This is a genomic window from Porticoccus sp. GXU_MW_L64, assembly GCF_052983295.1.
Genome location: NZ_JBRKJK010000001.1, coordinates 132,864 through 156,863 on the forward strand (window position 1 = coordinate 132,864; position 24,000 = coordinate 156,863).

Here is a 24,000-nt window from a genome sequence, read left to right on the forward strand (position 1 = left end):
CATGCTTAGAATCTCTTTCCTGATAATCCTTGCCCTGGTCAGCGCCTGTGAACAAAAGAGTTCCGAGCAACCTGAAGACAACAAACAGCCTGTCAGCCAGCGCCCCAATATCCTGCTGATTCTGGCCGATGACCTGGGTTACTCCGACCTGGGCATCATGGGCAGCGAAATCAGCACACCCAACCTGGACAGCCTGGCCAGGGCGGGCAAATTGATGACCAACTTTCACGTCGCCCCCACCTGCTCACCCACCCGCGCCATGCTGCTTTCCGGCAACGACAACCACCGCGCCGGATTCGGTACCATGTTCAACCTGGGCACTCCCGAGCAGGAAGGCAAGCCCGGCTACGAAACTCATTTGAACCAGTCTGTGGTGACCATTGCCTCCCTGCTGCAGGACAGCGGCTACCACACCTATATGGCGGGCAAATGGCATCTGGCCAAACGACCGCCCCCTAACATTCATCGCCTGGCGGACTACAGTGCCGCTGAACTGAAGCCCTGGCGCGACAGCCTGCCGGAAAACCGCGGCTTTGATGAAGCGCTCTATATTCTCGAAGGCGGCTCCGGCCACTTTGACAATACCGGTGTGATCGTAAAATCACCAAGGTCCAATTTTCTCTACAACGGCGAACCCTTTGAATTGCCGCAGGACTATTACTCATCCACCTTCTTTACTGACCGCCTGATTGACAACATCGAAAGCAACCGCGCTGACGGCAAACCCTTTTTTGCCTACGCCGCCTACACTGCACCCCACTGGCCCCTGCACGCGCCCGATGAATTCATTGAGAAATACGCCGATGTCTACCACGCGGGCTACGATGCCATTCAACAGCAGCGCCTCAAACGCATGAAACAACTGGGCATTCTCAGCGACCAGGTCACCCCGCACCCCGGCGAAGCGGTGTGGTCTGGCTGGGACGGGCTTTCCGCAGCCATGAAAGCCAGCGAGTCACGCAAGATGCAGGTGTACGCCGCCATGGTTGATGCCATGGATCACCATATTGGCCGACTGATTGATTACCTTAAAGAGACCGGGCAGTACGACAACACCTTTATCCTGTTCCTGTCCGATAACGGCGCCGAAGGTAACGACCCCCGCGACCTCAAGGGCAACGCTGCCTGGATAGCGGAAAACTTCGATAACAGCCTGGACAACATGGGTCGTCCGGGTTCCTATGTCGCCTACGGCCCCGGCTGGGCCAGAGTGAGCGCGACGCCCTTCCGCATCTATAAGGGTTTTGTCGCAGAGGGCGGTATTACCACCCCCGCCATTGCGGTCTACCCTGGCCACATAAAACCCAACCAGCAATCAGCCCGGTTTGCGTCAGTGCTTGATATCGCCCCGACCTTGCTCGAACTTGCCCAAAGCACGCATCCGGGGGAACAATACAAAGGCCGCGAAGTGTTGCCGCTTCAGGGAGAATCCATGCTGGCCTTCCTGACCAATAGAAGCGATGGCGTTCACCCTGCCGACCATGTCATGGGCTGGGAGTTATTTGGCCGCCGCGCGGTTCGCAAAGGGGACTGGAAACTGCTGCTGCAAAACCCACCCTGGGGCAGCAATGAATGGGAGCTGTTTAATCTGGCCGAAGACCCGGCAGAGGCAAACAACCTGATTGAAAAGCACCCCGAGATCGCCCGGGAGATGCAGGAACACTGGCGCAACTATGTTGAGGCGAACGGCGTCATTCCGGTTGATGAGGTCAAAATTGGTTTCACCAACAGTACCCTTTACTACCAACGTCAGGCGCATACCCAGCTAAAAGAATCTGAATAAACTATTTAAAATACCTGAATCCGTGATTTCAGAGTGGATGCAGAGCGTAAGATATTGGTTTCATAGCGGAATTAAAAAATCTTAGCTTCACCCATCGGTTAAGTGGATACATTTTTGATTAAGAAAGTTGAAACGCTGTGGAATCAAAAGCTTGCGTTATGCGCCGCTCTGGAGTCACGGATTCAGGAAATAGTTAGGATTCAAGCGCCTACTTTAGGTGCTGGGCGAAAAAATGGCTCCCAGCAGAGACGATTCAATTAGTGTGAACAGGCCCCAACAAGGTAATACAGCATGTCGATACTGAACCAAAGTCAAATCAGCGAATACAAAAACAATGGCGTTGTATTTTTGCCCGGACTGATAAGCTCAGAGTGGGTAGAACGCATGTTAGCTGTAGTGAAACATCAAATGAACAAGCCCAGTAACTGGGCCAACGACAGTGGACGCGATGGCGGTGAGGGGCGCATGTTTACCGACCGCTATCAATGGCAAAAAAACCCGGAAATCAACGCTTACATCCACGAAACACCGCTGGCACAAGCTGCTGCGGAGGCGATGGAAAGCGCCAGCGCCCGCTTCTATTTCGACCACATACTGGTCAAACAACCCAACACCCCCAACAGCACACCCTGGCACCAGGACGCACCCTACTGGCCATTCGACGGCAAACAGATTTGCTCCATTTGGGTGGCGCTGACGGAAACCACGGTAGAGCAAAGTGCCCTTGAGTTTGTACGCGGTTCCCACGCCACTAACAAGGTATTCGCACCCACGTCTTTTAACACTTCCGAGAACAATCCCAATTCCAAGTGGCAGGAATCCGGCGATGGCGAAGAAACCCCGGACATTGAAAAAAACCGCTCCGCTTTTGACATTGTTAGCTGGAACGTAAAACCCGGTGACGCACTGCTGTTTTCCGCCTGGACGCTACACGGTGCCCAGGGCAACCAGTCCAATACTCACATGCGCGCAGCCATATCCACACGTTGGCTGGGAGATGATGCCATCTGGCAGCCCTCTCCCGGAACCGACCCAACGGTTCAACAAAAAGATGTGAGCGTAGAACCCGGGCAACTAGCCCACGACGATAAGGTGTTTCCGAAAATTTGGCCCCGTTATTCAGCCAACGGTTCTATGGATTACGCTTAACATTCATATCGGGTAGAAGGCGGGGTTGCCCCCGCCGTGCTCCCAAGCCACCGTACGTACGGTTCCGTGTACGGCGGTTCATGCGAAACGTATTATTAACCCGGCAATACAAAAGGCGTCCTGCCTTTTGTATTGCGCGCTCAATAACTTTCACATAAAAGAAAGTAACGCACTTGCGCGGAAGTGCTTGATTTTATTGAGCTCGCGCTGGCTGCGCCAGCGGCGGCACATCCCTGTGCCGCATTATTAAACGCAACCTATAAGGTTGCCGGTTTAATAATCTCTGGTAATTATCCACCAGCGATACCAGACCCAATCAATCTGTAAGGAATACCGGAATATAGCGACATCCACAGGGCGCACAAATATCAAAGACTTACAGGCTCCGCCCTACTTCCTCCCTCGCCTGTTACATCTCCGGCAAATGCTCTGTGGAAAAAAGGTAATCCAAAGACTGCAATGGTGCATGACAAGCACGGCATTCATTGAGGTTTTTCTTTGCCACATCTCCATCAGGAGTAAATGCCGCGAAGTCCCAATCGCCGGTTTTAATCACCGAACCTGGCTTCTGTCCGAACTCCGCCTGCTTCTCCATAACTGCGACTAAAAGCAGTTGATCTTCAATTCTGCGACCTAATGAACTGATTTTCACAGTGCCATCGGAGTTTTTCTTGGCCGAGTAGACCTCGCCAATAACAACAGACCCATTGGCTAACAAACCATTTTCATCGGTTCCCTGCATAGCGATATCATTGGCATAGATGCGCATAACTTGATCAGGATTTTGCACCCTGTCCAGTGACAGGTATTCGGTGAAGTTTTTTTGATAATCAACGGGTAAGGCAACGCGGCCCTCCGCCAGTGTGAGCGGTGAAATACACGTAAAGAACAAAAATCCAACAAGTAATCTCATAGTATTATCTTCCTTAGCAGTTGGAGTACGTAGATATTTTATAGCTTGAGAGGTTCAAAAAGTTTTGTGTAGTCATTCTACACGCGAATCCTTTGTCGGCCTTGACGGTTATATTCATCTGTTGTGTCGGCACGAAGAAAGTCGTCGCAAACAGTGCAGCTCCGCAGAATGACTGACAGGTTCTTATTACATATGGACTTTTCGGCCATCAGGCCTTGTAATAGGCAACTTATCCCACAACGGTTTGGATACCAATAATGACAGAAACCGGCAGCCGAAAATTTATCAGCAACAACCACCATCAGGGCATTTTTCGGGTGTTGATCGGTCTGTCTGCGGTGTGCCATTTTTTACTATTGCCCAAGCTGTTTACCGGCGTGGCGTTCAGTCTGGTCGCTGTTGCTGTGCTGTTGTACATTCTGGTCGCTCATTTTGTCACCAGCGCAGTAAAGGAAGAAAAGCGCCCCCAGTGCTCTCATCTGCTGGGCTATGTGGACGCCATTCTTGTGGGGGCCTTTATCTCCTACAGCGATTTCTCCCTGTTGCCCGGCGCCCTGTTCGCCCTGCTGACGTTGCACAACAGTGCCATTTTGGGCGGCGCGGTGCGCATGCTGGAAAGTTTTATCTCTTTGTTGATTGGTGCCGCCCTGCTGCTGATTGTGCAACAGGCCAGTTTTTCCCCGGAAGTCACCTTCACCACAAGTATTGCCAGCTTGCTAACCCTGGGCACTTATCTGTGCATTTACGGCACCTACAGTCACACCGAATCCCGCCTGTTAATGCGCCACCTGAAAAAAGTGGAACACGAGTTGCTGCAAAACAAACTGCGTTCCTACAAGCTGTCGAAATACCTGTCCCCTGCCCTGCGCAAAGAAATTCTTTCCGGCAAGGAAGTGCGCCTGGAAACCCAGCGCAAAAAGCTGACCGTGTTCTTTTCCGATATTCGCGGCTTCAGTGAACTGGCGGAAGAAATGGAACCGGAAGCCCTGACCGGGCTGCTCAACAACTACCTGACAGAAATGTCCGATATTGCCCTGAAATTTGGCGGCACCATCGACAAGTTTATGGGCGACGGCATGATGGTGTTTTTTGGCGACCCCAGCACCCGCGGCGCCAAAGACGATTGCCTGGCTTGCGTTTCCATGGCCATCGCCATGAAAAAACACATGCGCGAACTGCAACTGCGCTGGGCCAACCAGGGTATTCAAAAACCCATGGAAATCCGCATGGGCATCAACACCGGCTTTTGTACTGTGGGTAATTTCGGCACCGAAAACCGTTTGGACTACACCCTGCTGGGCACTGAAGTGAACCTGGCCAGCCGCCTGGAATCCTCCGCACAACCGGGAGAGATTTTAATCAGCCACGCCACCTATGCCCTGGTAAAAGATACGGTGATGTGCCAGGACAAAGGCGACATTACCGTCAAAGGCTACCAACAACCGGTGAAGGTGTACTCCGCCATCGATACCCGCAAAAATCTGGGCAAAGACCAGGCCTACTTCGAACACGCCGCCGATGGGTTTTCCATGTATATCGATACCGACAAGATTAATAATTATGAGAAAAGTCGGATTATGAAATCGCTAAAAGAGGCGATGGCTCGGTTGGAAAATGAGGGGTTATAAGCTGCGGGCGGCGGACCTCTGGCTACGAGCCGCCGGAGGGCAACAGCCTACCAATGCTCGTCGCTACTTCTACTGCCTGACCAACCGAAAACTTCCCGGCACAGCCGTTGAGGTACTCCGCCAGGGGTTAATGTCCAGCCCGCCCCTGCGCGTATAACGAGCATACACATCCAGTTCTTCCGGCCCACAGTGGCTGAGAATATCGCTGAATATCCGCTCCACACACTGCTCGTGAAAGTCCTGATGTTGACGGAAGGAAACAATGTATTTCAGCAAGCCTTCACGGGAAATCTGCCGCCCTCGGTAGCGAATCATTACGCTGGCCCAATCCGGTTGGCCAGTAACCGGGCAGTTGGTTTTTAGCAAATGGCTGTGCAAGGTTTCACTGACTTTTCCAACGTTAGTTTCGCCGCCGCTGGTTACGTCCAGTAATCCGGGGGCTGGGTGGTAGCAGTCGATGGCTACATCCAGCGTATCGATGCACTCCCCTGGCAATTCCTGAACGCCCTGCTTTTGATAATTCGCCAAGGTATACAGTTGCACCAACACCGGGCCGCCGGCGCACTGGCTGAGGTCACCTTCCAGGCGTTGGCTGACATCGCTCCAGCGTTCAAAGGCAGACTGGTTGTAGGAGTTTAAATACAGTTTGAAGGATTTGGATTCAATCAACGCTTCACTATCGGCGGGCACGGTAAACTCCGCTATCGCCACTTGCGGTTTGCCCTGTGCATCGAGCCAGGACAGCTCGTACCCTGTCCACAAATCGGCCCCGACAAAGGGCAGTTCGCCAGACAGTTCCAGCGCTTCGCGCCCCAGGCTGCGGGGGATTGGCGTCAGCAACCCGGCATCGTATTGGTCCGGGTATTCACTGTGTTTGCCTAAATGCAGCTCTTCCATATCAGCTTCTCAGTCGCGAGCCTTTTTCCAACTGGTACAGGGCCACAGCAAACAGCACCACTGTAAACAATAGCACCATGGCGAACGCCCAGGTGACATTGATGTCGGATACGCCCAACAGTCCGTAGCGAAAGGCATTCACCATGTACAGTACCGGATTGGCCATGGATACCCCTTGCCAAAATTCCGGCAACAAACTGATGGAGTAGAACACGCCGCCAAGGTACGTCAGTGGTGTCAGAACAAAGGTGGGGATAATGGACACATCATCAAAGTTGCGGGCAAACACGGCGTTAATAAAACCCGCCAGTGAGAACAGTATGGACGTACAAACCACAATTCCCACCGTAACACCCAAATGAGTCACCTGCAGGTTGGTAAATAACAACGACAGTAGTGTAACAATCAGCCCCACCATCAAACCGCGAGCCACCCCACCCAGAGAAAAGCCCAACAAAATAATGTAGTTTGGCACTGGCGACACCAGCATTTCTTCCACACTGCGCTGATATTTGGTGCTGAAAAAAGACGACACCACATTGGAGTAGGAGTTGGTGATAACCGACATCATAATCAGCCCGGGCACCACAAATTCCATATAGCTAAAGCCCGCCATTTCGCCAATGCGCGGGCCAATAAGCGTACCGAAAATAATAAAGTACAGGGAAATGGTAATCGCCGGTGGCAGCAGGGTTTGCAGCCAAATGCGGGTGAAGCGGCGAATTTCCCGAAACAGAATGGTGCGGAAGGCGACCCACTTTTGCGCCGCTGTCATTGCTCACCCTCCCCGTCTTTATTGTTGTTGGTCATGGAAACAAACATTTCTTCCAGGCGGTTGGCTTTGTTGCGCATGCTTTGAATGCTGATGCCTTGTTTACCCAGCTCAGTAAAAAGATCGTTGAGCGATTGCCCTTTCATCACTTCCACTTCCAGGCTGTTGCCGTCTTGTTCCACCACCAGACGAGTGGGAAAGCCATCAATCTGCGGACATTGCTCCAGGGTACCGTCCACATCCAGCAGAAATACTTCTTTGTTTAGCTGAGTTAACAGCTGACGGATGCTGGTGTTCTGCACAATTTCGCCATGGTCGATAATGGCGATATTGCGGCACAAGCTTTCTGCTTCTTCCAGATAGTGTGTGGTGAGAATGATGGTAGTGCCTGAAGCGTTTATCTGCCGCAAAAAGTCCCACATGGAACGGCGCAATTCAATATCTACCCCGGCGGTGGGTTCGTCCAGAATCAGCAGTTTGGGTTCGTGCACCATGGCACGGGCGATCATCAGACGGCGTTTCATGCCACCTGAGAGCATGCGCGATACGCTGTTGCGCTTTTCCCACAACCCCAATAGCCGCAGGTATTTTTCCGCGCGCTCTGTTGCCAGGTTCTTCGGCAAACCAAAATAGCCGGCCTGGGTAATCAGAATATCCTGTACTTTTTCAAACTGATTAAAATTGAATTCCTGGGGCACCACGCCCAAATCCTGCTTGGCAATGGAAAAATCGGAATCGATATCGCGCCCAAAGATTTCCACGGTACCGCCGCTTTTTCGCACCAGCGAGCAGATTATGCCAATGGAGGTAGACTTACCCGCCCCGTTAGGGCCGAGCAGCGCGAAAAAGTCGCCGGGCTGCACTTCCAGATTGATGCCTTTAAGGGCTTCAAAACCGTTGTCGTAGACTTTGTGGAGATCGGATATTTTTAGTGCTGGGGTCATAACTATCCATATTGTCATCCTGAGCGCAGCGAAGGATCCCACTGGTTAGAAAACGAGATTCTTCACTGCGCTCAGAATGACAGACGATTGAAAAAGCGCAGTATACGCCATCAACAAAAAAGCGCAGACCAATGGCCTGCGCTTTTTAAGATAATTGGAGCGGGAAACCGGGTTCGAACCGGCGACCTCAACCTTGGCAAGGTTGCGCTCTACCAACTGAGCTATTCCCGCGTGGCATCCCGTAGGGGAGTCGAACCCCTGTTACCGCCGTGAAAGGGCGGTGTCCTAGGCCTCTAGACGAACGGGACGCGGTGTGTATCGGTTGCCAGCCAATACGCTCTTTGCAAGTGTTGCTACCAACTCTCTGCTGAGAAAGAAAATTGGAGCGGGAAACCGGGTTCGAACCGGCGACCTCAACCTTGGCAAGGTTGCGCTCTACCAACTGAGCTATTCCCGCATGGCATCCCGTAGGGGAGTCGAACCCCTGTTACCGCCGTGAAAGGGCGGTGTCCTAGGCCTCTAGACGAACGGGACACGGAACACTTGTTTGATGAGCCTGGCCATTTACAACCTGATCATCAACAAAGAGGCGCGCATTCTATGAATCCGGCGAAATACTGTCAACACTTTTCTGCGCGCTTTGGAGAGCTATTCCCCGAGGATTTTCAGTACCTTGCAATGGGCTGCATAACAACCCCGGAGTGGCGCAAAGGGCCTGATAAAAACGCCGGATACGCGCGGCATTGGCCCCAAAATCGCCGCGCCCCAGACGGGATACCGAACGCACATCCACGCGACTGCCCTGCCCTTCCGCCGACAGGCGAATAACCACATCATCCACAAAGCCAAACAGAGTGGTGCGATCCTGGGCCTCCACTCGCAGCGTCAATTCATCCGAGCCAATCAGTTTCCAACCCAGCTCCCCCGCCACCTGCTCTACCTGTGACAGCAGTTGCAGCGGCGCCATGGCAACCACCTGCGGGGCGATATCCGGGTAAGCCTGTTGTTGCTGCTGCGCCACATCGTTGCCGGCATAGTTCAGGCTGTTGTCCTGGCGCTGACGGCCAATACGGGCAAATTCAAATTCCGGCGGATTGACAGTATCTGTGGTGATGTCGTGAATCAGCGGCAGCTTGAAACTGGCCGGCCCCATCACCACCAACGCGGCAATCGCCGGTGAACAGCCAAGTACCAGATAAAGCAGCAAGCCCCCCTGAATCTTGAACAGCATCAGCATGGTCAGCACCGACAGCACCGCCGCCAGAGTGATAAACAACACTCCACAGCCAGTGGCCACCAGGCCGGTAAACATGGAGGTGAAGCCATAGCGACTACAGGCGATACCGCCAATCACCAATATGCCCCCACCCACCAGCAATGCAATTAACAGAGTTCTCATGGGCGTGCACTCTGGGTGTTATTCAGGTCCATTTCTATACTTTTGAGGTACATATCAAATCCATTCAAGATTATTGCTTTGGCCACAGCCTGATGCGTGCTATGTTGCCGTTCTGTCAGTAAATTACAACACCTTCTTATGACACAAAAAGACAAGTTACCCTTTCCCCCAGAGGCGGACTTCCACGGAGCCGCCATTATTGGTGAAGATGGCAAGGAAATCCCCATCACCGAAGAAATGGTGGAGTCTGCTTGTGAGAAAATGGACAAGCCCCAAACCCAAGCGTGTGACGGCGAGTAACTTACCCCCTTTTATCGTCCCAAAAACCACTAACTTGACCATGAAATCGATCCCGAAGTCCAACAAACTGGACAATGTCTGCTACGACATTCGCGGCCCTATTCTCGACCACGCCAACCGCCTGGAAGAAGAAGGCAATCGCATCCTGAAACTCAACATCGGCAACCCGGCGGCATTTGACTTGCTGTCGCCGGAAGAAATCATCCAGGATGTGATCGTCAACCTGCCCGACGCCCAGGGCTACGGCCACGCCAAAGGCCTGTACAGTGCACGCAAAGCCATTATGCAGCGCTGCCAGCTTACCGGCATTGCCGGCGTTACTGTGGACGACATTGTGATTGGCAATGGCGTTAGCGAAATGATCGTAATGGCTATGCAGGCCTTGCTCAATGACGGCGACGAAATTCTGGTGCCGGCACCGGATTACCCCCTGTGGACCGCCGCTGTCACCCTGGCGGGCGGCAAGGCGGTGCACTACCTGTGCGACGAAGACAACGGCTGGCAGCCGGATCTGGACGACATACGCAGCAAACTGTCTGAGCGCACCAGGGGCATGGTGATAATCAACCCCAACAACCCGACTGGTGCGGTGTATTCAGAAGGCATATTGCGCGAACTGGTGGCTATTGCCCGGCAACAGGGCATTATGCTGTTTGCGGATGAGATATACGACCAGATCATCTACGACGATGCTGTGCACATTCCTCTGGGTTCACTGGCTACGGACATTCCCTGCATTACCTTTAACGGCCTGTCAAAAACTCACCGCATGGCGGGCTTTCGCGCCGGCTGGCTGATTCTCAGCGGCGCCAAACATCAAGCACAAGAATACTTTCGTGGCATCGAAATGCTTGCCTCCATGCGCCTGTGCGCCAACATGCCCGCCCAGCACGGTATTCAAACCGCTCTCGGCGGCTACCAGAGCATCGAAGACCTGGTCACCCCCGGTGGCCGCCTGTACGAGCAGCGGGAACTGGCCTGGCGCAAACTCAACGACATACCGGGTATCAGCTGCGTCAAACCCATGGGCGCACTCTACCTGTTCCCCCGTATCGACCCGCAGGTGTACCAGATTGACAAAGACGACGAATTTGCCCTCAATCTGTTGAAGCAACAGCACATTCTGCTGGTGCACGGCACCGGCTTTAACTGGCCAAAACCGGATCACTTCCGCATCGTTTTTCTGCCGGACGTCAAAGATCTGAATATTGCCATTGACAAACTGGCCGCGCACCTGCGTCAATACAGGCGCATGGATCAAGAGTCATAAAACGGTAAGTATTGCCAAATAGACTGCCTCAGGCAGCACGGCAAGGATAAGGGGAGAACAAAGCGTGACCAACCTTAGTATTCAAAACAACGAGACCAACATCAACTTTAACGGCGCCGCCATCCTCGATCAGAACGGCCAGGAAGTGCCGATCACTGAAGAAATGGTACAGGACGCTTGCCAAGAATTAGTGACGGACGACCAGGAAGCCGCCAACGGCTGATTTCACCTATTGAAAGAGAAAGCCGCAGTTTCCATTGAAACAGCGGCTTTTTTTGGCTGACATTTTAACCACCCCCGTCACTTTGTTAGCCTCTGTTAGCCACCCCCGTCACCCTGTTAGCCACCCCCGTCACCCTGAGCGCAGCGAAGGGGCTTCCTGTTGATTCGACGTGCAGCTCCTTCGCTGCGCTCAGGATGACAGGGTCACACCAAACTCCCCCAGCACCCGCCTGTCCAGTTCAGACAATCCCTGCTCCGCCAATCGATAACAGTGAAACTCATGGCGCTGCGGGTATTCTTTGCGCAGGCGGTCAAATGCCACAACAGGGTTTGGCTCTGCAATCTGTTCGCGCATGCGTCGATCATCTGCATCAATATTGCAAACCTGGCTCACTGCATCACCGATGGAAGTTGCTGAAATTTCCAAGGTATCGCCCTGCCCCGATTCAAGTACGGGAGCTTTACCGCACCAACGCAAAAAAGCATCCCGCACCATGGTGGTGCCATTGGTTTTGCCCTGCACGCTGTAACCGGCGATGTGTGGTGTTGCCAGGGTCACTTGCTGCAACAGCGGCAGAGAAATATCCGGCTCGTCTTCCCACACATCCAACACCACGCGCAAGTCGTCGCGCCGTGCCAACACATCCAAAAGCGCCCGGTTATCAATAGCTGCACCGCGACCAGCGTTAATCAAAGTAGCGCCCTGGGGTAAACGGGACAATTGTGTAGCGGACAGCATGTGATGGGTGGGATATGGGCCACCCCGTGTGTGGGGGGTATGCAGGCAAACAATACGGCTATCCAGCGCCGCTTGCAGCGATCCGAGATCGGCGTTTTGGCTGGCATCCAAAAACGGATCGTAGCAGCGCACCCTGGCACCCAGGGCTTTAAGGCGACGATACAGGTGGCCGCCTACATTGCCGCAGCCGATAATGCCAACGGCCACCTCCCCGGCACACAGTGCTTGCCAATCAATATTTAATGAGCACAGCGCTGCACACACATAATCCACCACGGCGTTGGCGTTACAGCCGGGGGCCGCGCTAAAGGCGATGTGGTTTTGTTGCAAATAATCCAGGTCCACATGGTCGACACCAATGGTCGCTGAGCCCACAAAACGCACCTTGCTGCCCTCCAGCAGTTGGCGATTCACCGGTGTGATTGAACGCACCAACAGTACGTCCGCATCCCGCACATCAGTACTGTTGAGGTGGCGACCCGGCAAGGTGAAGACTTCTCCGTATGGAGAAAATAACTCCTGTACCAGTGGCATATTTTCGTCTGCGATTATTTTCACTAAAACACTCTACTTTTTGTCATCCTGAGCATAGCGAAAGATCTCGAGGTCTCAACGATAGAGATCCTTCGCTGTGCTCAGGATGACAGTTTTGCCAGTTTTTTTGCACGTATCAACAACCGCTTATCCAAACCCATCCGCTGGCAAAATCCTGCAAATGCCGGGTAATCAATGCCGCGCCAATTGAGCATATCAGGCTCCAGTTCCAGCGGTGCATCACAGCGAATAGTGGTTAGCTGGCGGGTCAATTGCAATTGGGCTTTACAGTGTTCCAGCTTGCCACCCAGTGAGGCGGCACCTCGCACTGGCACTGTTGCCAATGTGTCGAGATTGGTAAATATGGCCTCAATGTCCTCAAACTGCTGCAACAGGGCAACGGCAGTTTTGGGGCCAATACCGGGCACACCGGGAATGTTGTCGATGCTGTCGCCTACCAGTGCCAGGTAGTCGGGCAACTGCGACAGGCGCACACCAAAGCCCTCTTCTAACTGCTGGACGCCCTTGGCGTCACCACTGGGGAAATCCCACAACTGTTCGCCCGCTTGCAGCAGTTGCGCCAGGTCTTTATCGCGGCTGAGGATAATCGGGCGCAAACCCTGCTGGCGACCAAATTCTGCCAGAGTACCAATAATATCGTCCGCTTCGTGACTGTGGCTGGCCAAGTGGGTAATACCCAGCAAATCATTTAATTCGCGGCAGGCATTGAGCTGGAATGCAAGGGTCTCATCTGGCAGTGCACGGTTGGCTTTGTAATCCGGGAAAAGCTGATGACGAAAGCCTGTACCCAAACTTTCGTCGTGAGCCGCAACCAAATATTGAGGATGCTGCCGCTGCAACAAGGTCAACAACCAGTTGGCATAACCCTGTACGGCGTTACTGGGCCAGCCCTGCTCACTGTGCCAGTTATCCGGCAGGGCAAAATAGCTGCGAAAAATATAGATAGAGGCGTCAATCAGATAGAGGCTTGTGCGGCTCACAAATACTCTCTGCCAAAACCATTGGGCTCACGTACCGATGTGCCCAGATGTTGTTGCAAGGCAGTTACCAACATTTGTGCCCGCTGTGGCAGGCCCTGCACAGAGTAACGTTGTGCCTGCTGACACACGGCACTGGCAAAAGCATCACTCGCACCCGCTTCGCCGTGCAGGTTATCGGCACTGAGGTGAAAGCGCTGACCCGCGGCCACAGAAATGTGCCACTCAAGCGCCTGGGGTTTAACCTCCACCTGCTCGAACTGCTGTTGCTGTTGCGCGCTGCGGCCATCCGGGTTGTACCAATAGCCAAAGTCGATTTGCTGGCGGCGATCGTGGCCGGCAATGCACCAGTGGGCAATTTCATGCAGGGCGCTGGACAGGTAGTCTTCCCGGTAGTACAGGCGATGATGAGGGTTTTCTTTATCGGCTGGCAAGTACAGCGGCTCTTTAGCACCGCCAATCAGACAGGTGTTCTCCGATTCCAGGAACAGCCGACAGAACAACTGTTCCAGCCAGTGGCAAGTCACGGCCTGTCGTGGAGGTATGTAACTGCCCATGGAAACCTGTTGTGCTTTGTAAAAATGAGGAGTAGTGTAAAGCAAGCCTGTTTGTTAACAGTACAGGCAGGTGGTGAACAATGACTCTAATGATTATTCACCCACCCTGAGGAGGCGTATTATGACGACCTCAACCCCCGGCCACAATACGGACAATGTGGTTGACCTGTTTTCAGGGAAGCCCTTCTCCGATGCCTTCAATCGGCGCATTATTCGACTCTCTCCCGAATTCGACGGCCTGGAAATGCTGTACGCCAACAGCGCCCACCCTGAAAAGCTGTTCAGTGTGCGCATACTCTGCTGGGGACTGCGTGCCGATGGCGAGGTGGTGGGTATGGTGCCCTGGCTCAACGACATTGTGCCCTGTCCGGATATTCAGGATCCACTCAACGGCCACTGGCAGGGTTATTACGACGCCAGCGTGGACGACATATTTACCGAGCCGCCATTGCACAAGGTCATCGAACTGGAAACCGCCGCCGAGTACTACCGTTGCGAAGAAAATGAGACCGAGGCAAATCACGACATAATCCAGGAGTTGCCAGATACCATCGGCACCCACGCCGTATTGACCGGTGACAGCGCCCGCACGCTGGTGTTGAAAGAAGTGGTGAGCTGGCGTTTGCACGCCGATGGCACTCTTTACGGCATGCTGATCGACGACAATAAAGTGGAAACCACCCCGGTATTACCCGGCGACAAAAGCCTGTATCCAGCCACCGGGGAAAACGGCTTTCGCTACTACTTCCAGCACCATATTGCCAATATGATCAAGGCGGAAGACCCGGAGGCTATGGCGGCGATGTCATTCCTTGTGGATGGATAGATTCCCCCGTCATCGCGAGGGAGCGGAGTAATCTCCATCCGTCACTACCTCACTTGCAAAGCCCTCTGCCACACTGGGCAAGATCGCCGCGCTGCGCTCGCGATGACGGACTACTTTTCTCCCGTAATTGCATTGCTGCGGCGACTCGCAATGACAGCAATACTTATCCTTTACAAATCAAAAACAGATACTTGCCACCCTCCTCCCCACTGGACACCAGCTCATGCCCCAAAAAGTTGCAAAACTTGGGGATGTCCCGGGTGGTGGATGGGTCCGTCGCCAGCACTTTGATCAATTCACCACTGGCCACATCCCGCACGGCGTTGTGCAGCATCATCACCGGTTCCGGACAAAACAATCCGCTGGTGTCCAGAACAGTTGGGGGGTCGTCAGTCATCGGCGCATTTTCGCAAATTTCACAATTGCTGAACAAGCATCTTTATCCGTGGTATCCTGCGCGCCGCTCTTAAAGGGCGCTCAAACAGTTCAGAATCAAGGTTACATCAGCACTATGATCAGCGTTTTAATCCAGCGGGTTGTGGCCCCGGGCATGGAAGTCAGTTACGACCAGGTTATTAATTCCGTTATGCAGTCGGCAGTTACTGTCCCGGGCTTTATCTCTGGCGAGTCCATGCACGATATGGAATACCCCAATGTGCGTTACCTGATGGTGAAAATGCGCTCAGAGCTGGACTGGTACGCCTGGCATGCCTCGCCGGAACGCAATCAGGCCCTGGCTCAAATCGCCCCGATGCTGCTGGAAGCGGAAAAAGTCACTCTGCTCCGTCACTGAGTTATCGACAAAAAGCCGGTCACTTCTTCCCTGTCGTGGTAGAGCTGTTTAAACCGCAGCTCTGCCGTTAACCCTGCGGCAGCCAAGCCACTTTCAATAATCTCCCGGCACTCCTGTACAGCGTTGTAACGCTGTTTCATGGGCAGTTTAAGATTAAAGATCGCCCGTCGACACCAGCCCTTATTCACCCAGCGGGCTACCATATTGGCCGTGCGCGCAGGCTTGTCGGCAATGTCGCACACCAGCCAGCTGACGTTGCCTTTCGGCTGATAGGTATAGGCATCGCCACGCACGTGGGCCACCATGCCGCTGTCCATCAGGGCTTTGTCCATGGGGCCGTTGTCCACCGCATCCACATACAAACCACGGCGCACCAGCTGCCATGTCCAGCCACCGGGAGCCGCCCCCAGGTCTACCGCCAGGGTGCCCGCCTTCATCAGTTGCTGCTGACGATCCCCTTGCAGGAACCACAGAATCGCTTCATCCAGTTTCAAAGTGGCGCGGCTGGGTGCTTCCCTGGGCATTTTCAGGCGCGGTACACCCATGGCCCAGGGGCTGCGATTGCCCTGTTTACTGACACCCACAAAGGCGCGGCTACCATCCAGAAAAAGAACATGCAATTGTTGCCGTGATGGGGTTTTCAATAGCCCATCTTTCTTTAAAGCAGCTCGCAGCGGGTGACTGATTTTGCGACACAGGCGGGACATTTCCTTGCCGCCGTTGGTATCGGGGTGTTCTACCGACACATCATCGAAAGTGCCTAAAGCGCGGGCCTGTTCCAGCAGTGCGGAAACCCGGTCAGTTGGCGGCAAATCAGCCATTAACGGCAGTGCAGCAAACCACTGGCGGGCAAACACCAATTCGTCGAAAACAATGCGCTCCATGGCTTTCAACACCACACCGTTCTGGTGGCAAACGTACGTGATATAGCCATCTCCGGGTTTGGCTTTCACATAGCCGTTGACACCAACCTGAGCGGCCCATTCGCTGATTTCTGCCGCACATTCCTTTTCGAAACCGGCGCGGCAATAGAGAACAAGTTGATGCAAAGGGTTATCGATCGACACCGGTTACGCCCCTGTCAGAGAATGGAAGAAATTCTGCACCGCCTGAGCAGCTTTGTGTATATGTTGGCGATGCTCAATGCCGGAGCGCACGGTGGGTTTCAGGTCGTGATCGCCCGTTTCCAGCCAACACAGTTGAACCGCCGGGCTGAGGTTCAAGGGCTCGACCGTATCCGGCTTGCCAAACGGATCGCGAGTGCCCTGCACAATCAGGGTAGGTGTTGTCGCCGTCAGCAAATGGGCAATGCGCTCGCTGCGGTATTTGCCACCGGGAAAGAACGGATAGCCAAAACAGCAGACACCGGCAACCGCGTTTTCTGCTGTGGCAAATTTGTCTGTGGCAGCAAACAGGCTGGCCATGCGGCCACCCATGGATTTGCCACCCACACAAAGCGGTTGTCTGGGGTGATCAGCAATCACTTGTTGGCAAACCTGTTGCCAGCAATCCAGCAACAATGGCTGGCGATCCGGCGGTCGCTTGTTGCCAGTGGCGCGGCGCTGTTGCATATAGGGGAATTCAAAGCGCACCACATGGACAGCGGCCTCGTTCAACGCGGCGGTCAACTGCTCCATAAAGGGGCTGTCCATGGGCGCTCCGGCACCATGGGCCAGAACCAAGGTACCAATGCCCTGCCCTTTTGCCGGGGAATACAGCAGATCAGTCACCCTGCTGCTCCGTCAACCTGGCGAACTCCCTGCGAGTCAACAGGCTGCAACTTTGGCTCTCCTGGTCAAAACAAATCACCACCTCACCCCGCGCCAGCTGTGTGCGCAACTGACTGACTTTGCTTTCCAGGGAACGTTCTTCTACGCCGTAGTCCGTGCCCTCGCGGTTAATAAATTCTTCCAGCACCGCTTGCAGTACATCCGGCGACAAACGCTCTGGTGGTATTTCCAACATGGGAGTCTCTATAGCCTTACAAAGGGCTGCCATTATCGACGATTACAGTGCATCATATAACCCTTCCTGTTGACTGCAATCGAGACATAACCATGGGTAAAAAACTGATCCTCACCATTTCCGCAAGCGATCAAACCGGCCTGCTCAACCAGGTAGCTGAGGCCGTTTCCCAGGCGGGGGGCAACTGGCTGGAAAGCAGTATGAGCCACCTGGCGGGCAAGTTCGCCGGCGTTGTGCTGATTGAAATTGACCCCGCCAAACAGAGCCAACTGACCGACAGCCTCAATGCCTTGAGAGAAAGTGGCCTGCAAATACTGGTGGAGCAAAATTACGACACTGCGGAGGAACCAGAACAAAGGCTGCTGGAGGTAGAGGTGGTGGCCCACGACCGCACCGGTATTGTTCGGGAATTGACTGCCCTGCTGTCAACACTCAAGGTAAACATAGAGTCAATGCAAACCAACCGCACCACCGCCGCCATGTCATCAGAACATCTGTTTGAAGCCTCCGCAGTGGTTGGCTTGCCCGCTTCCCTCGACGATGAAGATTTCCGCAGGCACCTGGAAAGCCTGTCTGACGATCTGATGGTGGAGCTGTTCGACCTGGGCGAAGAACACAGCGAATAAATGCTCGATATTGTGCTCTACCAGCCGGAGATTCCTCCCAACACCGGCAACATCATTCGCCTGTGCGCCAACACCGGGTTTCGCCTGCACCTGATCGAACCTCTGGGCTTTGCCATGGACGACAAAAAGCTGCGTCGCGCCGGACTGGATTATCGGGAGTGGCAGCAGGCGCAGATTCACTCGGACTGGCAAGCCTTCGTTGCAGCCATCAAACCACAGCGGGTATTCGCCATCAGCACTCGCGGCCAACGCAGCCATGCCGAGCCCGGCTACCAATCCGGCGATGCCCTGGTGTTTGGCCCGGAAACCCGAGGCTTGCCCCAGGCATTTCTCGACGCCCTGCCGCCGCAGCAAATCATACGCATTCCCATGCAACCCCAAAGCCGCAGCATGAATCTGTCCAACGCGGTTTCGGTAATTGTTTATGAAGCCTGGCGGCAACTGGGGTTTGCAGGTGGAAATTGAACGTTGGACGGCGTGATGATGCTTCGCATCACTGCCGAATCAAGGGATTCCTCGTCAAACGTCGAACATCAAACGTCTAGGGGGCGTTCTCAATTAGTGAGCTATTGCTGTTGTGCCTGAAATGGTGCCAGACAAGGCATGAGGAGAGTGGTTTGGTTGCTCCAAATGAGCGACGAATAACGCAGTATGGCGCCATTTCAGGCGCAACCCGAAGGGCTGGGCCCATTTTGTCCCTCAGCGGTGTTGCCATTCGCTCATGTAGAATGACTACACAGCACTCATGGCGCCTTGCTGAGAGCCAAAATGGGCTCCAGCAGCAACAGCTCACTAATTGAGAACGCCCCCTAACCACCATGTATAATCATCCGCCAAAAACACCAACACAAAAAACCATGATCAAAATCCGAATTTTAGTAGGCAGCGAAACCGGCACAGCCCTGGATGTTGCCGATGCGCTGGAAGAAACCCTGGCAGCCAACAACTGTCATGTTGTCGTGGCTGAGGAACCGGGCCTGGACGACTTGCAACATCCTGACGAGGTGCTGCTAATTTGCACCTCATCCACAGGAGCCGGTGAATTGCCCACCAATATTCGCCCCTTCTTTGCCGAATTGCACAACAGCCCGCCCAATATCGCTGGCCGCCGCTACGGGGTAATCAGCCTGGGAGACAGCTCGTTCAACACCTACGCAGCAGCGGCCACTACGCTGGACAGCGCCTTTGGGGATATTGGCGCACTGCGTATTGGTGACCCCCTGTTTCTGGACGCCATGGAAACCTTTACCCCGGATAAAGACGCCGCTGCCTGGGTCACACAGTGGGTTGCCCTGCTTTGAACAAAATCGGCCTTTTTTACGGCTCGTCCACCTGTTACACCGAAATGACCGCAGAAAAAATCCAGCACATTCTCGGCAGCGACCGGGTGGATGTGTTCAATATTGCCGATGAGCCCTTCTCTACGGTCGAAGACTATCAGCAGCTTATTTTTGGCATCCCCACCTGGGACTTTGGCGAGCTGCAGGAAGACTGGGAAAATATCTGGGACGACATTGACGCCGTGGATTTCAGCGGCAAAACAGTTGCCATCTACGGCCAGGGAGACCAAGTGGGTTATGCGGAATGGTTTCTCGATGCCATGGGCTTTCTGTGGGCAAAGCTGGTTAATTTGGGCGCTACCGTTGTGGGCCAATGGCCCGTGGAAGGTTTTGAGTTTGAAGATTCCAAAGCATTATCTGCCGACAAAAGTCATTTTGTCGGTCTGGCACTGGACGATGAAAACCAATTTGATCTGTCACAGCAGCGGCTGGAAAACTGGTGTACGCAAATCATAAAAGAGTTTGGCCTCAGTTAATGACGGCGAGCAATATAGATAACGCTGACATTCAATGGGGCGAAAACGGCCAGCCTGTTTCCAGTCAATACGACGATGTGTATTTTTCCCGCGCCTCGGGCATCGACGAAACCCGCTACGTTTTTTTGCACAACAACCACCTTGAACAACGCTGGCAACAACTGCCCGAGTGCGGCGGCTGTTTTACCATTGCTGAAACCGGTTTTGGCACTGGCCTGAATTTTCTGTGCGCCGCCGACTTATGGCTGCGTACCGCCCCCGTCAACTGGCGACTGCACTTTGTATCGGTGGAAAAATTCCCCTTGAGCCACGGCGATTTGGCAAAAGCTCTGGCACTGTGGCCCGAGCTCGACACTTTGGCAGAGGAATTAAAAGAGCAATACCCGCCGCAGATTCCGGGGATTCATCCCTTGTGGCTGCAAAACGGGCGCATTCAACTGACGCTGCTGTTTGGCGATGCTGCCGACATGTTTAACCAACTCAAAGGCAGCGACCACCCACTTTGGCGTCGCCACGGCAATCCGCTTGTGAACGCCTGGTTTCTCGACGGTTTTGCCCCGGCCAAAAACCCGGATATGTGGAGCGACAGGCTGTTTACTACCATTGCCGACCTCAGCGACAGCGGCACCACCGCAGCCACCTTTACCGCTGCCGGACATGTGCGAAGGGGCTTGCAAGAAGTGGGTTTTCAGGTAGACAAAGTACCCGGCTTTGGCCGCAAGCGAGACATGCTCAGAGCGCAAATGCTTACGGCACCAACTGTCGAACAATCCACCGACGCGCTGCAACCCGCCAGCCATAACGCAACATCAGCAGCGCCCTGGTACCTCGACATCAACACCAAAACACAGAGCAAGCAGGCAACCGTGGTTGGCGGTGGCATCGCTGGCTGCAGCGCCGCGTTAGCGCTGGCAAAACGGGGCTGGCAAGTCACCCTGATAGAGCGCCACGGTGAGCTGGCACAGGAAGCCTCCGGCAACCCGCAGGGCATTATCTACCCCAAGTTTTCCAAGCAAGACTCACCGTTATCCCGCTTCGGTCTTTGTGCCCTCGCCTACGCCAGTCGCTATTACCAACCGCTTTGGCAACGGGGCGGCTTTGGCGAACAATGCGGCGTATTGCTGTTGCCGGAATCAGACAAACAGGCCGCCGATTTCCGGCAAATTGGCGAGCGTTTTGCCAATAGCCCGGAATTGGTGCGCTGGGTAAATGGTCAACAAGCGGCTGACCTGGCAGGGCTGCCGCTAAGCAGCGAGCAGGGTTTGTTCTGCTCTCAACTGGGGTGGGTGATACCACCAAAAGTATGCCAGCAGTTGACGCAACACCCGGCAATTACCGTAATAACCACTGACGTCAACGAACTGATTCGAAATGGCAGCTGTTGGCAGCTGCTGGATACGGAAGGATGCACTGTCTCAGAATCAGAAACGGTCATCCTGGCCTGTAGTCACAGCGTGGCACATTTCCAACAAACCGCCCATTTGCCTCTGAAGCGCATTCGCGGCCAAATTACTCAGGTGCCTTCAAAAGGCTCCACCCTGAAAACCGTTCTTTGCGGTGCCGGTTATATAGCCCCGACACACCGTGGCCACTACACCCTCGGCGCCACCTACAACCTGAACGATGATGACCTGCAGGTGCGGGACAGCGATCATCAAACCAACCTGCAAAAGCTCACAACCACCGACCCGTCTATTGGCGAGCAACTGCCCGATACGGTTGAATCCCTGAGTGGCCGTGTGGGTTTTCGCTGCACCACCCCGGACTACCTGCCCATCGCCGGCCCCGCGCCGGTCGCAGAGGCAATGAACGAACGCTTTGCCCTGCTCAGAAAAAACGCCAAAGCCCACATTCCCCTGCCGGGGGAATACCACCCGGGGCTGTATATCAGCTGCGGTCACGGGTCACGCGGGCTGAGCTACGCGCCACTGACAGCCGAATTGCTGGCGTCACAGATTTGTGGCGAGGCGGCACCAATAGACAGGGAATTGGCGCAAGCGTTAAATCCTGCGCGGTTTTTGATTCGGGCTTTAAAAAGGGGATAGAAAGAGAGAAAAAACGCGCCTCGATGGGCGCGTTTTTTATTAACCGATTGATGGCTTTAGTGAACGCCGTGCATCCATTTAACCAGTTTCGGTTTCAACAGATACATAACGATACCAGCAAATACGGGTATTCCGGTAAATAACAGGAAGAAGCCGGACATGGAGTATTCAGCAGAGAAGCTGTCTATCACACTGCCGCTGTAACCTGCCAGCAAATGAGCAACGAAGCTGGACAGGAACCATATACCAAACATCGTGCTCATCAGTCGCTTCGGGGACAATTTGTTTACATAAGACAACCCTACCGGTGACAAGCAGAGCTCACCTACAGTGTGCATAAAGTAAGCCAGTACCAACCAAACCATCGAAACAGCTGCCGTTTGAGCTCCTGCAGGGATAGATGCAGCGCCATAGGCCAAAAAGCCAAAACCACTGCCCAACAAAATCAAACCGAGAGCAAATTTTGTGGGCCCGGAAATCCCTTTGCCCTTGCCAGCCCAGAACTTTGAGAATAGCGGAGCCAGTGCAATGATAAAAAACGAGTTGAGAATACCGAACCAAGAAGCAGGCACTTCCGTTGTATCCGCTGTTAATTCATTTGCGACCTTCCAGATCACAATGCCCCAAATAATCGCAAAACTGGTTGCCAGCAACGCATTTGATAAAGGGATGTATTTAAACGTGCGCTTAAACAACATATAGAGCACAGCAGTAACGATAATAATTGGCACCACTGTCAACAAAAAGTTGGTCCATGTGAAAACAGTCGCCCAAATGCCAGTTAATGTGCGCTGGGTGTAATCGCTGGCAAAAATCGTCATGGAGCCGGCAGCTTGCTCAAAGGCCATCCAGAAAAAGATGGTAAAAAAGGCAAAAATACCGACAACGAACAGTCTTTCACGAACCACTTTGGGCTCAGGCTCATGACCTTCCTCATCCAATGCTTCGTCCAAGTGACTGGGGTCACCCTTTTCACCGATGTGGCCAAACAATTTTTTGGAGAAATAAAACTGCAAAAGACCGAAAAACATAAAAATACCGGCCAGACCAAAACCGTAGTGCCAGCCAACTGTCTCGCCCACGTAGCCACACAGCATGATACCCAGGAAAGCACCTGCGTTAATGCCCATGTAGAAAATGGTGTAAGCCGAATCTTTTTTGTTTTCTTGCCCTTTATAAAGATCACCGACGATAGTGGATATATTGGGTTTGAACATACCATTACCCAATATCAGCAACAGTAGCCCCAAGTAAAAGCTCCATTCCGATTCAAGAGCCAGAGAGCCATGACCCAACGTCATCAACAACGCACCGATTACCACCGCATTTCGATAACCAGTCAGCTTATCGGCAATCACGCCACCAATCAGAGGTGTCAGGTAAACCAGAGAGCCGTACCAACCAAACAGAATCAGAGCATCTGCCCGCTCCCAGCCCCAGCCACCATCGCTGATACCAGCAACCAGAAACAGCACCAACAAAGCGCGCATTCCGTAGTAACTGAAGCGCTCCCACATTTCTGTAAAGAACAGTACAAACAACCCGGCCGGGTGGTTCATTACTTCTTCGCGGATTCCCGCGACTGAATTTGAAAGCGCCCCGTCACCCGGGGTCGCTACAGCTTCGCCATTAGACATATCTACCTGAACTCCATCCGAATATTGTGTTTATTGATATAAAAAGAGTGCCTTCTGAATAACTACTCACGCATTAAGGCACGTAGTGTAGGCATCTGATTGGCATTGGCAAACAAATGCCAACTATTAACCCTGCAATACAAAAGGCGTCCTGCCTTTTGTATTGCTCGCTCAATAACTTTCACAT

At 53.6% G+C, this 24,000-nt stretch carries 26 protein-coding genes and 4 tRNA genes; 13 read left to right on the forward strand and 17 right to left on the reverse strand.

All coding sequences use genetic code 11. The features are described 5' to 3' along the window. Position 1: 1 nt before the first annotated feature. Together ACVBEJ_RS00655 and ACVBEJ_RS00660 are read left to right on the forward strand one after the other, a co-directional pair. Positions 2-1,783 (forward strand): arylsulfatase, encoded by a 1,782-nt coding sequence (locus ACVBEJ_RS00655; RefSeq protein ID WP_447127660.1) that lies wholly within the window; start codon positions 2-4, stop codon positions 1,781-1,783. Between the two features lie 291 nt (positions 1,784-2,074). Next, positions 2,075-2,932, forward strand: coding sequence for a phytanoyl-CoA dioxygenase family protein (locus tag ACVBEJ_RS00660; protein WP_447127661.1), 858 nt, complete (start codon positions 2,075-2,077; stop codon positions 2,930-2,932). A gap of 409 nt (positions 2,933-3,341) precedes the next feature. Here ACVBEJ_RS00660 and ACVBEJ_RS00665 read toward each other — a convergent pair whose 3' ends face one another. Further along, a complete protein-coding gene (locus ACVBEJ_RS00665; protein WP_447127662.1) occupies positions 3,342-3,845 on the reverse strand; it encodes a cytochrome P460 family protein in 504 nt (167 codons plus the stop codon). Positions 3,846-4,102: 257 nt separating this feature from the next. Here ACVBEJ_RS00665 and ACVBEJ_RS00670 point away from each other — a divergent pair, with 257 nt between their 5' ends. Then, the gene (locus ACVBEJ_RS00670) at positions 4,103-5,473 is read left to right on the forward strand and encodes an adenylate/guanylate cyclase domain-containing protein (RefSeq protein WP_447127663.1); all 1,371 of its coding nucleotides are present in this window, start codon (positions 4,103-4,105) and stop codon (positions 5,471-5,473) included. Positions 5,474-5,542: 69 nt separating this feature from the next. On the opposite strand, the gene queF is transcribed toward ACVBEJ_RS00670, so the two are convergent. The 8 genes from queF to ACVBEJ_RS00710 form a co-directional block, all read right to left on the reverse strand. Then, entirely contained in the window at positions 5,543-6,370 is an 828-nt protein-coding gene (queF, locus tag ACVBEJ_RS00675; protein ID WP_447127664.1) for an NADPH-dependent 7-cyano-7-deazaguanine reductase QueF, read from the reverse strand. Position 6,371: 1 nt separating this feature from the next. Next, positions 6,372-7,145, reverse strand: a complete 774-nt coding sequence (locus tag ACVBEJ_RS00680) for an ABC transporter permease (RefSeq protein ID WP_447127665.1) — start codon at positions 7,143-7,145, stop codon at positions 6,372-6,374. Then, on the reverse strand, positions 7,142-8,086 hold the full coding sequence (locus ACVBEJ_RS00685) for an ABC transporter ATP-binding protein (protein ID WP_447127666.1): 945 nt from the start codon (positions 8,084-8,086) through the stop codon (positions 7,142-7,144). The genes ACVBEJ_RS00680 and ACVBEJ_RS00685 overlap by 4 nt, the downstream gene beginning before the upstream one ends. A gap of 155 nt (positions 8,087-8,241) precedes the next feature. Continuing rightward, a tRNA-Gly gene (locus ACVBEJ_RS00690) sits at positions 8,242-8,317 on the reverse strand. 1 nt (position 8,318) lies between these two features. After that, positions 8,319-8,394, reverse strand: a tRNA-Glu gene (locus ACVBEJ_RS00695). 73 nt (positions 8,395-8,467) lie between these two features. Further along, a tRNA-Gly gene (locus tag ACVBEJ_RS00700) sits at positions 8,468-8,543 on the reverse strand. A gap of 1 nt (position 8,544) precedes the next feature. Then, positions 8,545-8,620, reverse strand: a tRNA-Glu gene (locus ACVBEJ_RS00705). Positions 8,621-8,684: 64 nt separating this feature from the next. After that, the gene (locus ACVBEJ_RS00710; protein WP_447127667.1) at positions 8,685-9,485 is read right to left on the reverse strand and encodes a DUF1499 domain-containing protein; all 801 of its coding nucleotides are present in this window, start codon (positions 9,483-9,485) and stop codon (positions 8,685-8,687) included. A gap of 138 nt (positions 9,486-9,623) precedes the next feature. On the opposite strand from ACVBEJ_RS00710, the gene ACVBEJ_RS00715 reads away from it, so the two are divergent. The 3 genes from ACVBEJ_RS00715 to ACVBEJ_RS00725 all read left to right on the forward strand — a co-directional run bounded on the left by ACVBEJ_RS00715 (position 9,624) and on the right by ACVBEJ_RS00725 (position 11,278). Continuing rightward, positions 9,624-9,785, forward strand: a complete 162-nt coding sequence (locus ACVBEJ_RS00715) for a PA1571 family protein (protein WP_447127668.1) — start codon at positions 9,624-9,626, stop codon at positions 9,783-9,785. Positions 9,786-9,825: 40 nt separating this feature from the next. Next, complete coding sequence (locus tag ACVBEJ_RS00720) at positions 9,826-11,055, forward strand: pyridoxal phosphate-dependent aminotransferase (protein ID WP_447127669.1); 1,230 nt, start codon at positions 9,826-9,828, stop codon at positions 11,053-11,055. 64 nt (positions 11,056-11,119) lie between these two features. Next, positions 11,120-11,278, forward strand: coding sequence for a PA1571 family protein (locus ACVBEJ_RS00725; protein WP_447127670.1), 159 nt, complete (start codon positions 11,120-11,122; stop codon positions 11,276-11,278). A gap of 189 nt (positions 11,279-11,467) precedes the next feature. On the opposite strand, the gene ACVBEJ_RS00730 is transcribed toward ACVBEJ_RS00725, so the two are convergent. The 3 genes from ACVBEJ_RS00730 to ACVBEJ_RS00740 all read right to left on the reverse strand — a co-directional run bounded on the left by ACVBEJ_RS00730 (position 11,468) and on the right by ACVBEJ_RS00740 (position 14,075). After that, on the reverse strand, positions 11,468-12,574 hold the full coding sequence (locus tag ACVBEJ_RS00730) for a 4-phosphoerythronate dehydrogenase (protein ID WP_447127671.1): 1,107 nt from the start codon (positions 12,572-12,574) through the stop codon (positions 11,468-11,470). Positions 12,575-12,651: 77 nt separating this feature from the next. Next, entirely contained in the window at positions 12,652-13,551 is a 900-nt protein-coding gene (locus tag ACVBEJ_RS00735; RefSeq protein ID WP_447127672.1) for a 5'-3' exonuclease, read from the reverse strand. Beyond that, positions 13,548-14,075: an elongation factor P hydroxylase gene (locus ACVBEJ_RS00740; protein WP_447127673.1), complete on the reverse strand. Its 528-nt coding sequence runs from the start codon at positions 14,073-14,075 to the stop codon at positions 13,548-13,550. The genes ACVBEJ_RS00735 and ACVBEJ_RS00740 overlap by 4 nt, the downstream gene beginning before the upstream one ends. A gap of 151 nt (positions 14,076-14,226) precedes the next feature. Here ACVBEJ_RS00740 and ACVBEJ_RS00745 point away from each other — a divergent pair, with 151 nt between their 5' ends. After that, on the forward strand, positions 14,227-14,931 hold the full coding sequence (locus ACVBEJ_RS00745; RefSeq protein WP_447127674.1) for a hypothetical protein: 705 nt from the start codon (positions 14,227-14,229) through the stop codon (positions 14,929-14,931). 163 nt (positions 14,932-15,094) lie between these two features. On the opposite strand, the gene tusA is transcribed toward ACVBEJ_RS00745, so the two are convergent. Beyond that, positions 15,095-15,328 (reverse strand): sulfurtransferase TusA, encoded by a 234-nt coding sequence (tusA, locus tag ACVBEJ_RS00750; RefSeq protein WP_447127675.1) that lies wholly within the window; start codon positions 15,326-15,328, stop codon positions 15,095-15,097. Positions 15,329-15,442: 114 nt separating this feature from the next. Here tusA and ACVBEJ_RS00755 point away from each other — a divergent pair, with 114 nt between their 5' ends. Then, the gene (locus ACVBEJ_RS00755) at positions 15,443-15,724 is read left to right on the forward strand and encodes an antibiotic biosynthesis monooxygenase family protein (RefSeq protein ID WP_447127676.1); all 282 of its coding nucleotides are present in this window, start codon (positions 15,443-15,445) and stop codon (positions 15,722-15,724) included. Here ACVBEJ_RS00755 and rlmM read toward each other — a convergent pair. The 3 genes from rlmM to ACVBEJ_RS00770 are packed head-to-tail and all read right to left on the reverse strand — an operon-like array spanning position 15,718 to position 17,689. Further along, positions 15,718-16,791 (reverse strand): 23S rRNA (cytidine(2498)-2'-O)-methyltransferase RlmM, encoded by a 1,074-nt coding sequence (gene rlmM / locus ACVBEJ_RS00760; RefSeq protein ID WP_447127677.1) that lies wholly within the window; start codon positions 16,789-16,791, stop codon positions 15,718-15,720. The two genes, ACVBEJ_RS00755 and rlmM, sit on opposite strands and share 7 nt — an antisense overlap. A gap of 3 nt (positions 16,792-16,794) precedes the next feature. After that, positions 16,795-17,454, reverse strand: coding sequence for an alpha/beta fold hydrolase (locus ACVBEJ_RS00765; protein WP_447127678.1), 660 nt, complete (start codon positions 17,452-17,454; stop codon positions 16,795-16,797). Beyond that, positions 17,447-17,689: a YheU family protein gene (locus tag ACVBEJ_RS00770; protein WP_447127679.1), complete on the reverse strand. Its 243-nt coding sequence runs from the start codon at positions 17,687-17,689 to the stop codon at positions 17,447-17,449. Before ACVBEJ_RS00770 ends, ACVBEJ_RS00765 begins: the two co-directional genes overlap by 8 nt. Before the next feature lie 92 nt (positions 17,690-17,781). On the opposite strand from ACVBEJ_RS00770, the gene ACVBEJ_RS00775 reads away from it, so the two are divergent. The 5 genes from ACVBEJ_RS00775 to mnmC all read left to right on the forward strand — a co-directional run bounded on the left by ACVBEJ_RS00775 (position 17,782) and on the right by mnmC (position 22,176). After that, complete coding sequence (locus ACVBEJ_RS00775) at positions 17,782-18,315, forward strand: glycine cleavage system protein R (protein ID WP_447127680.1); 534 nt, start codon at positions 17,782-17,784, stop codon at positions 18,313-18,315. Then, entirely contained in the window at positions 18,316-18,780 is a 465-nt protein-coding gene (trmL, locus tag ACVBEJ_RS00780) for a tRNA (uridine(34)/cytosine(34)/5-carboxymethylaminomethyluridine(34)-2'-O)-methyltransferase TrmL (protein WP_447127681.1), read from the forward strand. A gap of 392 nt (positions 18,781-19,172) precedes the next feature. After that, positions 19,173-19,616, forward strand: a complete 444-nt coding sequence (locus tag ACVBEJ_RS00785) for a flavodoxin domain-containing protein (RefSeq protein WP_447127682.1) — start codon at positions 19,173-19,175, stop codon at positions 19,614-19,616. Continuing rightward, positions 19,613-20,131 (forward strand): flavodoxin FldB, encoded by a 519-nt coding sequence (fldB, locus tag ACVBEJ_RS00790; RefSeq protein WP_447127683.1) that lies wholly within the window; start codon positions 19,613-19,615, stop codon positions 20,129-20,131. Before ACVBEJ_RS00785 ends, fldB begins: the two co-directional genes overlap by 4 nt. Then, a complete protein-coding gene (gene mnmC, locus ACVBEJ_RS00795; protein WP_447127684.1) occupies positions 20,131-22,176 on the forward strand; it encodes a bifunctional tRNA (5-methylaminomethyl-2-thiouridine)(34)-methyltransferase MnmD/FAD-dependent 5-carboxymethylaminomethyl-2-thiouridine(34) oxidoreductase MnmC in 2,046 nt (681 codons plus the stop codon). The genes fldB and mnmC overlap by 1 nt, the downstream gene beginning before the upstream one ends. Positions 22,177-22,232: 56 nt before the next feature. Here the strand turns inward: mnmC and ACVBEJ_RS00800 are convergent, their stop codons facing one another. After that, the gene (locus ACVBEJ_RS00800; RefSeq protein ID WP_447127685.1) at positions 22,233-23,813 is read right to left on the reverse strand and encodes a peptide MFS transporter; all 1,581 of its coding nucleotides are present in this window, start codon (positions 23,811-23,813) and stop codon (positions 22,233-22,235) included. Positions 23,814-24,000 lie beyond the last annotated feature (187 nt).

Bases quoted from the DNA above. Each gene is read 5' to 3' on its own strand.
- ACVBEJ_RS00710 (WP_447127667.1), bottom strand. From the start codon at position 9,485: ATGAGAACTCTGTTAATTGCATTGCTGGTGGGTGGGGGCATATTGGTG.
- ACVBEJ_RS00660 (WP_447127661.1), top strand. From the start codon at position 2,075: ATGTCGATACTGAACCAAAGTCAAATCAGCGAATACAAAAACAATGGC.
- ACVBEJ_RS00755 (WP_447127676.1), top strand. From the start codon at position 15,443: ATGATCAGCGTTTTAATCCAGCGGGTTGTGGCCCCGGGCATGGAAGTC.
- trmL (WP_447127681.1), top strand. From the start codon at position 18,316: ATGCTCGATATTGTGCTCTACCAGCCGGAGATTCCTCCCAACACCGGC.
- ACVBEJ_RS00680 (WP_447127665.1), bottom strand. From the start codon at position 7,145: ATGACAGCGGCGCAAAAGTGGGTCGCCTTCCGCACCATTCTGTTTCGG.
- ACVBEJ_RS00800 (WP_447127685.1), bottom strand. From the start codon at position 23,813: ATGTCTAATGGCGAAGCTGTAGCGACCCCGGGTGACGGGGCGCTTTCA.
- ACVBEJ_RS00670 (WP_447127663.1), top strand. From the start codon at position 4,103: ATGACAGAAACCGGCAGCCGAAAATTTATCAGCAACAACCACCATCAG.
- queF (WP_447127664.1), bottom strand. From the start codon at position 6,370: ATGGAAGAGCTGCATTTAGGCAAACACAGTGAATACCCGGACCAATAC.
- mnmC (WP_447127684.1), top strand. From the start codon at position 20,131: ATGACGGCGAGCAATATAGATAACGCTGACATTCAATGGGGCGAAAAC.
- tusA (WP_447127675.1), bottom strand. From the start codon at position 15,328: ATGACTGACGACCCCCCAACTGTTCTGGACACCAGCGGATTGTTTTGT.
- ACVBEJ_RS00775 (WP_447127680.1), top strand. From the start codon at position 17,782: ATGGGTAAAAAACTGATCCTCACCATTTCCGCAAGCGATCAAACCGGC.
- ACVBEJ_RS00655 (WP_447127660.1), top strand. From the start codon at position 2: ATGCTTAGAATCTCTTTCCTGATAATCCTTGCCCTGGTCAGCGCCTGT.
- ACVBEJ_RS00685 (WP_447127666.1), bottom strand. From the start codon at position 8,086: ATGACCCCAGCACTAAAAATATCCGATCTCCACAAAGTCTACGACAAC.
- ACVBEJ_RS00745 (WP_447127674.1), top strand. From the start codon at position 14,227: ATGACGACCTCAACCCCCGGCCACAATACGGACAATGTGGTTGACCTG.
- ACVBEJ_RS00665 (WP_447127662.1), bottom strand. From the start codon at position 3,845: ATGAGATTACTTGTTGGATTTTTGTTCTTTACGTGTATTTCACCGCTC.
- ACVBEJ_RS00715 (WP_447127668.1), top strand. From the start codon at position 9,624: ATGACACAAAAAGACAAGTTACCCTTTCCCCCAGAGGCGGACTTCCAC.
- ACVBEJ_RS00770 (WP_447127679.1), bottom strand. From the start codon at position 17,689: ATGTTGGAAATACCACCAGAGCGTTTGTCGCCGGATGTACTGCAAGCG.
- ACVBEJ_RS00785 (WP_447127682.1), top strand. From the start codon at position 19,173: ATGATCAAAATCCGAATTTTAGTAGGCAGCGAAACCGGCACAGCCCTG.
- ACVBEJ_RS00720 (WP_447127669.1), top strand. From the start codon at position 9,826: ATGAAATCGATCCCGAAGTCCAACAAACTGGACAATGTCTGCTACGAC.